The following is a 14,796-nucleotide window of genomic DNA, read 5'->3' as shown; positions in this document are numbered from 1 at the left end:
CTATTATTTTCAAACTAAAATAATTATTAAATAGAACTTAATAAGGGAGACTTGGCATGACAGGAAAATCGATATTTAAAACCCTGCAATAATTGCTTTCATTAGAGCTGGTGTTAGATACGCTTCAATACTTGCAGCAATTGTTATCACTAATATTGTAGCAATATAAGCAAGAACATATCTTGAAAATACTGGTACTAGTTGAAATGAAAATGTTTGTCTAATAAAAATTTTTCTAATTAATTTTATCGATAGAGATACCGAACAAGCTGCAACGAAAATGAACGCAGGAATAATAAATAAATTTTGAGGCAATAAAGAACCAAAAGCAAGTAATAAGCCCTGCCATCCCATTTGATTAACAAAAAACCCTACAGAAAAACCAACAACAATCCCCTTAATAAATAATAAGACAAAGATAAGTGGAAGTCCGATGATGGATACCCCTAATATCCAGATTAAACCAGCAAATTTCAAATTGTGTAGAAAACTTAATTTTAGCAAATCTTGCGATGAGACCATTGCCCCTTCTTCCACTTGTCCAAAAAATTGATTTAAATAATAAAATAGATCTTCTTTTTGATGATCCGATAAACTATTAACCATGATAGCCCCAAAAATAATCCCCATTAAGAATAACACCATAAGGAATAAATATATGGATGAATGTTCTTGTAAATGCCTAGTTATAAGATTAGAAGAGAGTCGTTTGCGCATCTATTATTTCCTCCTGTCCTCCAGTTAATATAATTTATGAAGGACAGAACTTATATATGACTCCAGAATCTATTATTTCCTATACTATTTTTTTACACTTCCGTATTTCCCTCCACCACCAGCTGTTAACTCTAGTGTACCGCTCCTAGCAGCAATAATTAACTCTACTAAATTTTGTTTTACTACTTTTTGTAAATCAGCCGCCTCGACTCGATGAAGTATATTCATCTCTGTCCCAAAATGATAGAGAAGGTTTTCCATCGCCTTCGGTCCAAGTCCTGGGATGAATTCCAATGGAACCTGATGAATGTATGGTGGTCTTTCCGGCAAGTTCTTTGCATCTGCTAATTGTGCTATTCGTTCAGAAACACCTTTAGTGAATTTAGTAGAACCACAATTCAGGCATGTTTCTGCTTCTTGTGGGGCAAAGCATGTAGCACATGTTGTGCGGTAATATTTGCCTAAAAATGGATTCAATCCATAATTCGCGATTACTCTATTTCCACTTTCCTGGCGCAATGCTTTTAATAAAGCTTGAAAAGTTGGTGCCTCTAGTTCGAGAATTTGATACTCTCTAGCAATTTTCGCTAATGAATGTGCGTCTGAATTTGAGACAAAGATAAAATGATGCAATTCCGCTATTTGATCTGCCATTTCGGTATTAGAACTTAATCCAAGTTCTATTCCATCTATTAAATCCGGATTCAAAACTTCTGTTAGTGATTTGTTAACCCCTTTTCCATATAAACTTTTAAAAGGAGTAAATACATGTGCAGGGATAAAGATACCACCAAGTTCTTTCACTTTTTCTTGTAAAACAAGTGCACTTTCGTACATCCTCTGAGTACTTAATTGCAGATTTTTCACTCGCAATTGAAGCCAATATGAAAACTCCTTTAATACAGACAGAGTTGGAAAATATGCCAATACATGAATCGGTCCTTGACAATTATCATCATACACTTCTATTTCAGAGCCTGGGATTAAAGTTACTTCATCCTCGTAACGAAAACCTCCTCCTTCCTGCTCTACAAGTTGTCCAGAGTCTAGCAATTGCTCTATTTCTGCAATCACCTCTGGGGAATGACAATCTATTACCCCTACAATATCCAATCCTTTCGGAAACTTTGCTGCTTGTAAAATATTTGTTAAGGTTAACGTCTTACTAGCAGTAATTTTAACTGGTTTATTTGTAAATGTACGCCCGATATGTATATGTAAATCCGTAAAATATTGTTTCATTTTGATATCATCGCCAATTTCATTTGTAAGTATTGGACAGCATAAGCAGTTTTCGCATCATAAATCCACTTTGTTTCCACTGCCTTTAACGCGTCATCTAATGATAATTCATGAAGTTCCACAAATTCATCTTCATCTCCGGCTAATGGGTTTTCCACTTTTTCTAAGTTTGTTGCAATATAAAGATGGAGTAGCTCATTAGCAAAACCAGGAGAAGTATAGAAGGAAATAAGATGCTCTATATTCCCAGCACGATAACCTGTTTCTTCTTCTAATTCTCGTTCAGCTGTTAACTTGGGCTCTTCTCCAACCTCGAGCTTTCCTGCAGGAATCTCCAGTAAGGACCGTTCAAGTGGTTTTCTATACTGTTCTACCATTATTATCTTATTTTCAGCGGTTAACGCAATGATAGCAACCGCACCTGGATGTTTTACAATCTCTCGTTTCGCCTCTTTACCATCTGGGAGTAATACGTCATCCACTTGCAATTGAATTATTTTCCCTGAAAAAATCGCTTCTGACTTAATTGTTTTTTCTTCAAATTTCTTCACTGTTTTCCCCCCTAATTTTACCTTTCCATATCATAGCATAGTGTTACCAGAACTTTAATTTTGTTTTCATCTAATTATATCAGTTAATATAGAAAGTAAACGAATGTGAAGGTGGGAGGAATTATGGAGAAAAGAAGACTTGGCAATTCCGATTTATTTGTATCAAAAATTGGACTTGGTTGTATGTCACTAGGTACTAATAAAGAAAAAGCTACTTATATAGTCGAAGCTGCACTGGACGAGGGAATTAATTATTTTGACACAGCTGACTTATATGATTATGGAATAAACGAAGAAATAATCGGCAGCATCTTACGTCCTCACCGTGAGGAAGTCATTATTGCAACGAAAGTTGGTAATAGATGGACGGAGAAAAAAGATGGATGGCACTGGGATCCATCAAAGTCATATATTAAAAATGCTGTAAAAGAAAGCCTCCGCCGGCTAAATACAGATTATATAGACTTGTATCAACTCCATGGTGGTACCATTGATGATCCTATTGACGAAACAATTGAAGCTTTTGAAGAATTAAAGGCAGAAGGACTTATTCGGTACTACGGAATATCCTCTATACGCCCTAATGTCATACGTAGCTTCGCAGAAAAGTCAAATATTGTTAGTAACATGATGCAATATAGTCTGCTTGATCGACGTCCTGAAGAACTTATGCCTTTCTTAAAGAAACATAATATTAGTATTGTAACGCGTGGTTCTGTTGCAAAAGGTTTGCTTAGTGAAAAAATGATTGAAAGTTTAGAAGCAGAACACTATGATTGGGAAAGTTATTTAGATTATTCAGCTTTAGAAGTAAAGGAAATCATTAATAGTTTAAAAGCAAAGCTCTTAGATACAAATACTCGTACTCTTAATGAAATCGCATTACAATTTAATTTAGCTCATGACCAAGTCGCATCTGTCGTTACAGGAGCTAGTTCAGTAGAACAAATTCGCGACAATGCTCGTGCAGTTAACGCGCTTCCGCTATCAAAAGAAGAGCTTGCATATATTGAAATGATTACAAAGAAAAGCATCTATACCAATCATAGATAACTTTATAAATTTTGTTCAACAAAACGATCGTAATAACTGTTTTTCTTAACAATTTTCACCCTTATTTTTATAGACATCACGCATAAATTTTTTCCGTTTTATTTAAACCGTCTATTTTCGACACGATTCGATATATGTAGCGTAATAATACACCCTATAAAAAACCCTTCGACATCGACATTTTTCTTGAGATTGTTACTTTTGGAGTAGCTATAATATAGGTATAAAGTGATATGTTTCAAAGATAAAGGCAAGTCTGATCGAAAGGCAGATACGCAAAGCCACAGGCCTACGGTAGGAACTACGGCGGCTGGGTTACCTAAAACATACCTAAACTATTGATGTCGGAGGGGTAACATTGGGTAAAACACTAAAAGATATTCACCTAGATGAGGAATGGGTGGAATTAATTGTATCTGCTATAGAGTCAGGAATAAGTGTAGAAAATATTCGCCAATTTTTTAGAGAGCGCTCTCATGTTGTTCCATCAACATCTACTGGAAAATTGAAATGATTTTTTGTTCTAAATATGAAACATGCCTTCGTTATATGTTATAATATACCCGAAGGATGGTGACGATACATGATTGGTGAACGCATACGTGAATATCGAAATATCAACAAAATGTCTTTATCAGAATTAGCCGAAAAAGCTGGTGTTGCAAAATCTTATTTAAGTTCGATCGAGCGCAATATCCAATCGAACCCTTCTATACAATTTCTTGAAAAAGTCGCTGCCGTTTTAAACATCTCTGTTCAAACATTACTGCATGGAGAAACAGATGGAAACCAAGATGCAAATCTTGATAGTGACTGGGAAGATCTTGTCCGTGAAGCAATGTCTTCCGGTATATCCAAACAGGAATTTCGTGAATTTCTTGAATTCAATAAATGGAAAATGAGAAATAAATAATAAATCAAATAGTAGCCTTCTATACTTTCTATTAAGGATGGTGTTCACGATTATTATGCGGAAGCGACTATTTCAACTTGTCTCCGTTGTTTTGATTTTGACTGGAATCATCTTAGTAGCTACTGCACTGAAAGACATTTATCTTGTAGAAAAGAAAACGAATCTTTCATTGGCACAAGCAAAAGAATTAGTTCATCATGAGTCAGGTCTCAAAAAGGAGATACCTAAGAATGAAACAGAAGTATTGGATATTTCCTTTGAAAAAGGCGAAGTAATTGGCATATTAAATATCCCTAAGTTGGATGCGGAACTTCCTATCATCGAAGGTACAGATGAAGAAGAACTAGAAAAAGGTGTTGGACATTATTCCAATACTGTGTTCCCAGGTCAACCAGATCAAATACTATTATCTGGCCATCGTGATACTGTTTTCCGTAAATTAGGTGATTTAGAAAATGGTGATATTTTTCATGTAGAAATGCCTTATGGGGATTTTTATTATGAAATTATTGGTTCTCAAATCGTAGATGCTGATGATACAACTGTTATTCGCTCTACTGCTCCTGACGAAATCCTAACTGTATCAACTTGTTATCCGTTTTATTTTATTGGCGATGCTCCTGATCGCTATGTATTAACAGCAAAGAGAATTGAATCGCCTGAATCTATTTAAAAAGGCTTGGTTTCCACATGTGGAACCAAGCCTTTATATTATTTAAAATCTTTCCAGTTCAGTGATGTTTCGTTTAATAATTCCTCGAAAGATTTATTTTTTTCACGTTGTTTTCTTTCCTTTTGTAAACGTGCCTTTTCAGCCGCTTTTTTCGCTTCTTCTTGCTCGAGCAATTGTTTTTGAGTTTGTTTGAGTTTCTCTAACGTCTCTATATTTAGACCATCTTTTAAAGTGAGCGCATCTGAATCTTTTTTCTGCTTATTATGCTGTGGTTGTTTTTGTTTTCTTTTTGCCAATTTCATCCACCCCTTTTTCCTCTACTTCCTATCGTCTTACATTTTTTATTGTAAATCAATCTTTTCAACGTATGTTTTTATAGTTTTTTGTTTATCGCTTTCTATACTTTAAATAGCACAGTTAATTACTTATAATAGATATATAGGTGAAACTTTTCTTACCATCAGTCCGTAAATAATGTAAGGATAGTTTGGGATAGGAGTCGATGCATGTTGAGGTCTATTTATTCATTTTTTCTCGGTATGTTTACTGCCGGCGAAACATTTATTATTTGGTTAATTTTATTACTTGGTTTTGATTTGAATTTTCTTAATTCCTCTCTCCTTGCAATTGCAATCGGTGGAATTACTTTTTTCACAATTAAAACTGTGATAAATTATAAATTTTTGAAAAAGAATAAATTAACAAGAAAAGAATATGCCTATATTCAAAGAAATTTACAAGACGCAAAGAAAAAAATCAGTCGACTACAAAAAGCGTTCTTCTCTGTTAGAACAATGGGTGCGTTTAAGCAGCTATATGAATTGACAAAACTTTCGAAACGCATGTTTGGAATTATTAATAAAGATCCTCGTCGTTTTTATCGTGCAGAACGTTTTTTCTTCTATCATCTTGATTCTGTAGTAGAATTATCTGAACGTTATGCAATGCTTGCTGCACAACCTGTTAAAAATGAAAAAATGTATATTTCCTTAAAAGAAACGCAAAGCACCCTAGAGGATTTAAGCGAATCGATAAAAAAAGATATATACCATGTTTTATCTGCTGATATTGATGACTTAAACTTTGAATTAGATGTTGCTAAACATTCACTAAAAAAACTGGACTACAAGCCGCTTGATGATGAAAGGAGCACGAAAGAATGAGTGAAAATAATCAAACGAATTCCGTTTTAAAAACAGATAGCCTAGATGACTTACTTGCAAATCCATTTGGAGATGATGAGCTCGTACCACAGCCTGCCCCTAAGGTGGAGGCCAAACCTGCACGCTTAGTTGATACATTACCTGAGGAAAATCGAAAGCGAGCACTAGAACTTGCAAAACAAATTGATCCAGCTAATCATCAGGCCGTGATTGCTTACGGTACTCAAGCACAAGGCCAACTATTGAACTTCTCTACCCATATGTTGGATCACGTTCAAAATAAAGATATCGGTCCTATTGGGGATATTTTAAATGATTTAATGAGTAAGCTTCGCGATGTAAATCCGGATGAATTAACACCTGAGAAAAAGAATTTCTTTGCGAAGATGTTTGGAAGAATTTCTAACTCGATTCAAGAAATTATGTCTAAATACCAAAAAACTGGTGCGCAAATTGACCGAATAACAGTTAAATTAAATCAATCAAAACAAACGTTAGTTGATGATATTAAAACGTTAGAACAGTTGTATGAAAAAAATAAAGAGTACTTCCATGCCCTAAATATTTATATTGCTGCTGGTGAACTCAAAATAGAAGAGTTACGTACACAGTTAATTCCTGAATTAAAGAAAAAAGCAGAAGCATCTGGGGATCAAATGGCTTATCAAGAAGTAAATGATATGGTACAATTCGCGGATCGCCTAGAAAAACGTTTATATGATTTGAAATTAAGTAGACAAATTACGATACAAAGTGCACCGCAAATCCGAATGATTCAAAACACAAACCAAGCACTTGCGGAGAAAATTCAAACTTCCATTATGACAGCAATTCCACTTTGGAAAAATCAAATTGCAATTGCATTAACTTTAATCCGTCAACGTCAAGCTGTTGAAGCTCAAAAGCAAGTTTCGAAAACGACGAATGATTTATTGCTTAAAAATGCCGATATGTTAAAAACAAATACAATTGAAACTGCACGTGAAAACGAACGTGGACTTGTTGATATTGAAACATTGAAGAAAACACAGTCTAACCTAATTACAACATTAGAAGAAACAATTAAAATCCAACAAGAAGGTCGTGCAAAACGTGCACAAGCAGAACAAGAACTTGTCACTATGGAAAACGAGCTGAAAGAAAAGCTGCTAAAATTAACATAACAATAGTAAAGAAGATGGGACAAAACCATTTGAAAACTAGACGTAATTAGGACAATGTATAGTGTAACTATACGCTTTGGAAATACACTTCGCTGATTAGTTTATATTCGTATAGTGGACCCCTTCTCGAACGCAGAATAAAACCGAACTATCTTTGATTCAAACGATAGTTCGGTTTTTAATTTCATCTATTTTCTTTTGTCCCAGTCTCACTGTTGTTATTGAATCGTGCAACTCATTCTGCCATTTAATATTTCTCCTGGGCTCACTAAGCGGAATAATCCTGTTTGTACGGAATAATCTAGCTTTAATTCATCTGCAAAGAAAATTTCCTTTGATTTTTCTATATAAACATCCATGGCATTTGTTTTTAAGGCAATATCCTCTTGATCTAATGACTGCTGCTTCATTAATTGTAGTGTTGGTACTCCACTTACTGCACAACCACAGCCATCTGTTTCATATTTTAATTTTACCACAAAATCTTGATTCTGCTTTTTTGCTTCGATTTGGTTTACAGCTTCGTCTGTAATCGTTAGTTTCATCAAAATGCACCATCCTTTCTCCCTTTTATTTTACCATATTACCCTCACTCTCATATATAAGGTTGCATTTCTTTGCTTTACCTTCTAGTATTTTAATTACAAGAATATATAAGGGGTGTGTTTAGTTATGGATAAAGTACAAATTAAAGTGAATGACAATGGCTCTTATCGAATTACCGGTAATGTAGAATTAATAGATGGAGAAGGAAATGTTATCCCTACGAAACAAACATTTTCATTATGTCGCTGTGGTCTATCCAAGCGCAAACCTTTTTGCGATGGATCTCATAAAGGTGTATTTGAATCATCTGTAAGAGCAGAAGAAATTGACTAAATTTCTTGTAAAAAGCCCGCAGTCATTTATGATTGCGGGTTTGTTCATTCATCTATCATATCGATTTGATCAATAGTCTCTACATTAATCCATTGCTTTTGCTCTTCTTCATCCAGTAGGCATAACTGCTGTTTTAAAGGGTTGTAAGAAATAATCCTCCCTTTTATTTGATCATACTGAGCAACGTTAAAATACGTAATAATCACTTGCGTACAATCCTTCATTGCCTCTTCCGCTCTCTCATTTAGTATCTCTAATTTCTGTTCATCTAACTGTTTGGCTTGCTCTTGTAAATCTTCCTCTGCCCAACTCCGCAGCATTTTTACATGTTCTGGAAGCATCAGTGAATTCCATTTTATTCGCCCCCTGTCACGAATCATACGCTCCCCTCCTTCTATGCTTTATGCCCACCAACAAGAGCTGCTCTTCTCCGTGTTGTTCCACCTTCTGTATAAGAGATAGCTCTCAATAGAGACGTTGCTCCATGCCGGCGACGAATTTGATCAACGACATATCCAAGTTCCTTTTCGCGCACCTTGTTTGGCTTAAATAAATCTAATTGCATGTGCTGATCATCTGTAATCTTAGCTAATGTTATAGATATTTGTCGCACTATCTTTCCAGTGTAATGTGTTTCGAAAAGTTTACAGCAGACCCGATAAATATCCATTGTTGTATTTGTCGGCTCCTCCATCGTGTAGGAACGCAGAAAACCACCGCTAAATTCCTTTTCACTATAACCAATGCCGAGACTGACTGTTCTCCCCGCCTTACGAGATTCTCGCGCTCTTCTTGCAACCTCCTCACACATTTCTAATATGACCGTCATGATTTCTTCTTTTTTCTCATAATCACGTAGTAAAATTTGGCTTTTTCCAAAACTAATTTGACCTTCCATAATCGGTGCACCTAATTCGGAAAGATCCACTCCCCATGCGTGATGGTAAAGTTGATTCCCCATTACCCCAAACTTCTTTTCAAGCAAATTTAAATCACTCTGTGCAAGTTGACCTACTGAAAAAATCCCCATATTATTTAATGTTTTTTCAACACGCCGACCTATCCCCCACATTTCTCTTAATGGGGTTACTGGCCAAAGTTTATCCGGTACATCCTCATATGTCCATTCTATAATCCCATTTTTCTTTGCCTCTAAATCAAGAGCAAGTTTTGACATTAACATATTAGGACCAATACCAATGGAACAAGTCAATTGAAATTCACGCAGTAAATCATCTTTGATTTTTTCGGCGACTGTTCTAGCATCGCCCCAAAGAGCACTCGTTCCATCAACTTTAATAAAACTTTCATCGACACTATAGACATGAATTGCTTCCTTTGGAACATAGCGATGAAGAAGCCGGATAATTTCCGTAGATATTCGTAAATACAGACTCATTCGTGCTTCCACGAGTTTAATTCGTTTATCATTTGGAATTTCAAATAATCTTGATCCAGTTTTGATACCGAAGTCTTTCTTCATACGTGGAGATGCAGCAAGGACAATACTTCCAGGCTGGCTTAAATTACCGACTACAGCAAGATGACATTGTAATGGATCGAGTCCTTGCATTACAGCTGAACAGCTCGCATAAAAGCTTTTCATATCAATACAAAGTATTTTATGACGTGGTAGCATATTATACTCTACAGCCATTTTCCTCGTCTCCTTTAACAACGAACATTTGTTCTAATTATACGCCGATTATAGAGAATTATTCAATGGAATTTATTCCCTAAAACAATAAAAACCCGCTTCCGTAGAAGAGAGTTTTTTGTTTTAACTTATATACATTTATTTTTTGAAAAAGGCCTTTTTACCAAGTCGTTCTACAATACTTGGCATCATTGTATGCAGAGTAGCAATACTATTCATCCAACGCGGCAAATTGATTTCGCGTTTGTTTGAAAGCATCACTCGCACAATTTTTTCTGCAACCTTTTCTGGTTCTAGAAGTAAACGTCCAACATTTTCAAGATAAGAACCACCTGGATCTGCCGTTTGGAAAAAACCCGTTCGAATTGGCCCAGGATTAACTGCTGTTACATACACACCAACTTGCGACATTTCCATTCTTAATGCATTCGTATAACCTAAAACAGCATGTTTAGTTGCTGCATATACACTTGACTTCGGAGTCGCAATTTTACCCGCCTGAGACGCAATATTGATAATATGGCCATACTGCTGTTTTGACATCGATGGTATCACTTGCTGTGTACAAGTGATTAAGCCAACAGCATTAACAGAAAACATCGCCTCAACATCCGCTGAATCAGTGTTTTTTGCCTCTGCAAATATCCCAAAACCAGCATTGTTCACAAGTACATCAATCGTCCCTGCTTGTTTCATTATTTTTAGAAAAACTTGTTTGACTTGCTCTCCCTGAGAAACATCTAATGCAAAAGCCGTACATTTTACAGCATATTGTTGATGAACAGTTGCAACTATTTTATCTAACTTCCTTTTATTACGAGCAAGCAAAAAAAGATTAGCCCCGTTTTTGGCGCATAAATATGCTAGTTGTTCACCTAATCCTCCAGACGCTCCAGTAATCACTATATTCTTTCCGCGAATCCTATTATTTAATATGCTTGCCATACCATTCAAACTTCCTTTATGAAAAAATTCACTTAATTATACATGCCATGATTAAATCTCCAATTTGCTAGTGACTTCTTATCATTTTCCTATAACTACGGTGGAGGTTCAGCATTAATCTCCGCCTATGGACAGGAACTAACATTATTCTACTATACTAACAGATTATTGAGAAAATATCTTGACAATTATTGTTATAATAAGCATAATCATATAAATCTAAAGATTATTAATATTAAGGGGGGATCGCGATGAAAATAGCATTTGTAGGTGCCGGTTCAATGGCAGAGGCAATCATCGCAGGTATGCTTTCAAACAATATCTGCCCATCTGAAAATATATATGTCACAAATCGCCATAACGAAGAAAAGATGACGAAACTAAGACAAAAATATGGGATTTCCTCAACATATGATATGAAAGAATTACTGAAAGATACTTCGATCATCATACTAGCAGTAAAACCAAAGGATGCTAATGAAGTACTCGAAAAGATACGTACATATATACGAAATGATGTATTAATCGTTTCTGTTATGGCAGGAATATCAATAGAACAGATGAAAGATAAGTTAGGGATGGATTGTGCAATAGCTAGAGCAATGCCGAATACCTCTGCTAGTGTAGGGCTTTCTGCAACTGCCCTTGTCTTTAATAATATCGTTACGGAGGAACAAAGAAGCGTTGCGACTGATATTTTTTCAAGTATCGGCATGACAACCATTGTAGAAGAGCATCAACTTGATATCGTAACAGGTTTATCAGGAAGTGGACCAGCTTATATCTATTATATTGTAGAGGCGATGGAACAAGCAGCTATTGAAAATGGTTTAGATAAATCAGTTGCTAAAGCATTAATTATCCAAACATTGTCTGGAGCAGCAGAAATGCTTAAATCATCTGGAAAAGAACCAGCTAAATTAAGAGAAAATGTTACAAGTCCTGGAGGAACCACTGAAGCAGGCCTCCACGTATTAGATGAACTAGGAGTTGGCCAAGCTTTTATAAAATGTATAGAAGCCGCAACGAATAAGTCCAGACACTTAGGACATTCGAAAATATAAAAAAAAGCAGGTAAGCTACTACACCTACCTGCATGAGATTGATATAATATAAAACAGTCTAAAAGAAAATAGGAATCGAAGTGAAATTAGCAGTTATCATTTACTTCCAACGGGAACAGCTAATTCAAAAAAATCCGAAGCTATTACCGTATTTGGAAAGATACCTTTTGCTTCTTCAAGCAATTGCTTTGACTGCTCTTTCAAATATCGTGAACTAATATGATTTAAACATAACATCTTAACTCCTGCTTCCTTTGCGAGCTGAGCAGCTTGTGTAGTAGTGGAATGAAAATATTCAGTAGCCATACCTTCACTTCCTGCAGCAAAAGTTGCCTCGTGCACTAATAAATCTGCACTGTCTGCGAGTTTAAGAGCATTTGTACATGGTCGCGTATCACCCAGAATGGTGATAATACGCCCTTTTTGGTCCGGTCCTAGGTAATCATGGCCAGCAATGGTCCTACCATCATCTAAGGTAATAATTTCACCGTTTTTTAAGCGCTGATAAATTGGTCCTGGCATGATACCTTCCGCCATTAACTGGGTGGCATCAAGTGTACCAGGTTTATCTTTTTCCGTAATTCGGAAACCAAAACTTGAAATGGCATGATCTAATAAACGAGCTTCTACAAGAAATTGCTCATCTTCAAAAATAATCCCTTCCGTTATTTCAACAATTTTAAGTGGATATTTTAGATGCGTTTGACTTACTTGTAGGGAAATATCAATATAATCGCGTATTCCTGGTGGACCATACACCGTTAAATCGGACAATCCGCCTTGAAAAGATCTACTGCCTAATAAACCTGGAAGGCCAAATATATGATCACCATGCAAATGAGTAATAAATATTTTTTCTATTTTTCTCGGTTTCAAAGATGTATGTAATATTTGATGTTGAGTTGCTTCACCGCAATCAAAAAGCCAAACTGCATTTCTCTCATCTAATAGCTTCAAAGCAAGTGAAGAGACATTGCGATGCTTAGCAGGAACTCCGGCTCCTGTTCCAAGGAATAATAATTCCATTTTCATCCCTCAATTATTAAAGTTTTTTTATATTTTATCATAGTTAATTAAGCAGCAATGAAACTTTTCTGAAAAAATCAGCAATATTAGTCGTCTTTTCTCAGAGTAATTGGTAATATATAAGAAAGCAAATTTTTGATGGGAAAGTTTACGTACAGAAAAGAGAGGTATTCGATATGATTCAAACAGAAACGCCAGCATCACTGATAATGATTTTCGGAGCAACAGGTGATTTAGCGAAAAGAAAACTATACCCTTCCCTTTATCACCTTTATAGAAAGGGCAAACTTGCGGATCACTTTGCAGTTATCGGTGTAGCAAGACGCCCTTGGACAAATGACGTTTTAAGAGAACACGTGAAGGATTCTGTCCTCACTTCGATAAAAGATGCTGAGAATATTGATGACTTTATTTCTCATTTTTATTATCAACCACATGATGTAAGTGATTCTAACTCATACATAGAGTTGAAAAATTTAGCAGATGAACTCGATAATAAATATACTCTACAAGGAAATCGCATTTTCTATTTAGCGATGGCACCTGAATTTTTCGGTACAATCGCAGAGCATTTGAAAATGGATGGATTAACAAACACAGAAGGATTCAACCGCTTAGTAATTGAAAAGCCATTTGGACATGATTTAGAATCTGCCATTCAATTAAACAACCGGATTAGAAATGTATTTCCTGAAAACGAAATATACCGAATTGACCATTATTTAGGAAAAGAAATGGTGCAAAATATCGAAGTAATACGCTTCGCAAATGCTATTTTTGAACCTCTTTGGAATAACCGCTTCATTTCTAATATCCAAATCACTTCAAGTGAAGTATTAGGAGTGGAAGAACGAGGCGGATATTATGAAACAAGTGGAGCATTACGAGATATGGTTCAAAACCATATGCTACAAATGGTTGCATTACTAGCAATGGAACCACCAATAAAACTTACACCGAAAGAAATTCGCAGTGAAAAGGTAAAAGTACTTGGTGCTTTACGACCTGTTGAAAATGAAGAAGTACCACAATATTTTGTACGTGGACAATATGGACCAAGTAATTTAAATGGTCAAGAAATTCCTGGTTACCGCGAGGAACTTAATGTGAATCCAGATTCAAATACGGATACGTATGTTGCAGGAAAGTTAATGATTGATAATTTCCGTTGGGCTGGTGTCCCATTCTATATTCGTACAGGAAAGAGAATGCAAACAAAATCAACAAAAATTATTATTCAATTTAAAGACGTACCAATGAACTTATACTATAAGTCAGATAATCAACTAGCACCGAACTTACTGGTAATCCATATTCAACCAGAGGAAGGTATTACATTACATCTAAATGCTAAGCAATCGTCTGGTCATTCAACAGAAACTACTCCGGTGAAACTAGACTTTTCTAATAATGATATTGCAGGTCTCAATACTCCTGAAGCTTATGAGAAATTATTACATGATTGCTTACGTGGTGATGCCACAAACTTCACACACTGGGATGAGGTTGCATTATCATGGAGCTTCGTAGATAAGATTAGTAACTTCTGGGAAAATGAAAAAGCAGCATTTCCTAATTATGAAGCAGGATCTATGGGACCAAAAGAAGCAGACCAACTACTTGAAAAAGATGGATTCTTCTGGTGGAATGTATCAAATCTTGAATAAGTTGTTTAAAGCACTTAAAAAGTGAGGCTGGGACAAAATAATGTAAATGGAATTAAAAGCCAAACTATTTCCTGAATTACTCA

At 35.6% G+C, this 14,796-nt stretch carries 18 protein-coding genes and 1 riboswitch; of the genes, 9 read left to right on the top strand and 9 right to left on the bottom strand.

The window, feature by feature from the left end:
- Positions 1-75 precede the first annotated feature (75 nt).
- The 3 genes from spoIIM to ACFPM4_RS00490 form a co-directional block, all read right to left on the bottom strand.
- Positions 76-717, bottom strand: coding sequence for a stage II sporulation protein M (spoIIM, locus tag ACFPM4_RS00500; protein WP_144919693.1), 642 nt, complete (start codon positions 715-717; stop codon positions 76-78).
- A gap of 84 nt (positions 718-801) precedes the next feature.
- The gene (locus tag ACFPM4_RS00495; protein ID WP_144919692.1) at positions 802-1,959 is read right to left on the bottom strand and encodes an endonuclease Q family protein; all 1,158 of its coding nucleotides are present in this window, start codon (positions 1,957-1,959) and stop codon (positions 802-804) included.
- A complete protein-coding gene (locus tag ACFPM4_RS00490) occupies positions 1,956-2,510 on the bottom strand; it encodes an NUDIX hydrolase (RefSeq protein WP_144919691.1) in 555 nt (184 codons plus the stop codon). The genes ACFPM4_RS00495 and ACFPM4_RS00490 overlap by 4 nt, the downstream gene beginning before the upstream one ends.
- Before the next feature lie 123 nt (positions 2,511-2,633).
- Here ACFPM4_RS00490 and ACFPM4_RS00485 point away from each other — a divergent pair, with 123 nt between their 5' ends.
- The 4 genes from ACFPM4_RS00485 to ACFPM4_RS00470 all read left to right on the top strand — a co-directional run bounded on the left by ACFPM4_RS00485 (position 2,634) and on the right by ACFPM4_RS00470 (position 5,149).
- Entirely contained in the window at positions 2,634-3,563 is a 930-nt protein-coding gene (locus tag ACFPM4_RS00485) for an aldo/keto reductase (protein WP_382346449.1), read from the top strand.
- 239 nt (positions 3,564-3,802) lie between these two features.
- Positions 3,803-3,886: riboswitch (cyclic di-GMP riboswitch) on the top strand.
- Between the two features lie 35 nt (positions 3,887-3,921).
- The gene (locus ACFPM4_RS00480) at positions 3,922-4,077 is read left to right on the top strand and encodes an anti-repressor SinI family protein (protein ID WP_144919689.1); all 156 of its coding nucleotides are present in this window, start codon (positions 3,922-3,924) and stop codon (positions 4,075-4,077) included.
- Between the two features lie 69 nt (positions 4,078-4,146).
- Complete coding sequence (locus ACFPM4_RS00475; protein WP_144919688.1) at positions 4,147-4,476, top strand: helix-turn-helix domain-containing protein; 330 nt, start codon at positions 4,147-4,149, stop codon at positions 4,474-4,476.
- A gap of 55 nt (positions 4,477-4,531) precedes the next feature.
- On the top strand, positions 4,532-5,149 hold the full coding sequence (locus ACFPM4_RS00470; protein ID WP_144919687.1) for a class D sortase: 618 nt from the start codon (positions 4,532-4,534) through the stop codon (positions 5,147-5,149).
- A 38-nt stretch (positions 5,150-5,187) separates the two neighbouring features.
- Here ACFPM4_RS00470 and ACFPM4_RS00465 read toward each other — a convergent pair whose 3' ends face one another.
- Positions 5,188-5,445, bottom strand: coding sequence for a YqkE family protein (locus ACFPM4_RS00465; RefSeq protein ID WP_382346444.1), 258 nt, complete (start codon positions 5,443-5,445; stop codon positions 5,188-5,190).
- A gap of 213 nt (positions 5,446-5,658) precedes the next feature.
- Here ACFPM4_RS00465 and ACFPM4_RS00460 point away from each other — a divergent pair, with 213 nt between their 5' ends.
- Positions 5,659-6,312 (top strand): 5-bromo-4-chloroindolyl phosphate hydrolysis family protein, encoded by a 654-nt coding sequence (locus ACFPM4_RS00460; protein WP_144919942.1) that lies wholly within the window; start codon positions 5,659-5,661, stop codon positions 6,310-6,312.
- A complete protein-coding gene (locus ACFPM4_RS00455) occupies positions 6,309-7,475 on the top strand; it encodes a toxic anion resistance protein (RefSeq protein ID WP_144919685.1) in 1,167 nt (388 codons plus the stop codon). The genes ACFPM4_RS00460 and ACFPM4_RS00455 overlap by 4 nt, the downstream gene beginning before the upstream one ends.
- A 218-nt stretch (positions 7,476-7,693) precedes the next feature.
- Here ACFPM4_RS00455 and ACFPM4_RS00450 read toward each other — a convergent pair whose 3' ends face one another.
- Positions 7,694-8,020, bottom strand: coding sequence for an iron-sulfur cluster biosynthesis family protein (locus ACFPM4_RS00450; RefSeq protein ID WP_382346439.1), 327 nt, complete (start codon positions 8,018-8,020; stop codon positions 7,694-7,696).
- A gap of 127 nt (positions 8,021-8,147) precedes the next feature.
- Between ACFPM4_RS00450 and ACFPM4_RS00445 the strand changes: the two genes are divergently transcribed.
- Entirely contained in the window at positions 8,148-8,354 is a 207-nt protein-coding gene (locus tag ACFPM4_RS00445; RefSeq protein ID WP_144919683.1) for a CDGSH iron-sulfur domain-containing protein, read from the top strand.
- 44 nt (positions 8,355-8,398) lie between these two features.
- On the opposite strand, the gene ACFPM4_RS00440 is transcribed toward ACFPM4_RS00445, so the two are convergent.
- The 3 genes from ACFPM4_RS00440 to ACFPM4_RS00430 all read right to left on the bottom strand — a co-directional run bounded on the left by ACFPM4_RS00440 (position 8,399) and on the right by ACFPM4_RS00430 (position 10,956).
- Entirely contained in the window at positions 8,399-8,734 is a 336-nt protein-coding gene (locus tag ACFPM4_RS00440) for a YolD-like family protein (RefSeq protein ID WP_382346436.1), read from the bottom strand.
- Positions 8,735-8,748: 14 nt separating this feature from the next.
- Complete coding sequence (locus ACFPM4_RS00435) at positions 8,749-10,011, bottom strand: Y-family DNA polymerase (protein WP_382346433.1); 1,263 nt, start codon at positions 10,009-10,011, stop codon at positions 8,749-8,751.
- A 138-nt stretch (positions 10,012-10,149) separates the two neighbouring features.
- A complete protein-coding gene (locus ACFPM4_RS00430; RefSeq protein WP_144919680.1) occupies positions 10,150-10,956 on the bottom strand; it encodes an SDR family NAD(P)-dependent oxidoreductase in 807 nt (268 codons plus the stop codon).
- Between the two features lie 251 nt (positions 10,957-11,207).
- Here ACFPM4_RS00430 and proC point away from each other — a divergent pair, with 251 nt between their 5' ends.
- Positions 11,208-12,020, top strand: coding sequence for a pyrroline-5-carboxylate reductase (gene proC, locus ACFPM4_RS00425; protein ID WP_144919679.1), 813 nt, complete (start codon positions 11,208-11,210; stop codon positions 12,018-12,020).
- 96 nt (positions 12,021-12,116) lie between these two features.
- Here proC and rnz read toward each other — a convergent pair whose 3' ends face one another.
- Complete coding sequence (gene rnz / locus ACFPM4_RS00420; RefSeq protein ID WP_382346429.1) at positions 12,117-13,046, bottom strand: ribonuclease Z; 930 nt, start codon at positions 13,044-13,046, stop codon at positions 12,117-12,119.
- Between the two features lie 176 nt (positions 13,047-13,222).
- On the opposite strand from rnz, the gene zwf reads away from it, so the two are divergent.
- Complete coding sequence (gene zwf / locus ACFPM4_RS00415) at positions 13,223-14,713, top strand: glucose-6-phosphate dehydrogenase (protein ID WP_144919677.1); 1,491 nt, start codon at positions 13,223-13,225, stop codon at positions 14,711-14,713.
- Positions 14,714-14,796: the final 83 nt, after the last annotated feature.

Source organism: Lederbergia graminis (assembly GCF_042655485.1).
Lineage (GTDB): Bacteria > Bacillota > Bacilli > Bacillales > Bacillaceae_C > Lederbergia > Lederbergia graminis.
The sequence above is the reverse complement of the archived record's forward strand: the minus strand, read 5'-3'. Positions and strand labels throughout refer to the sequence as shown.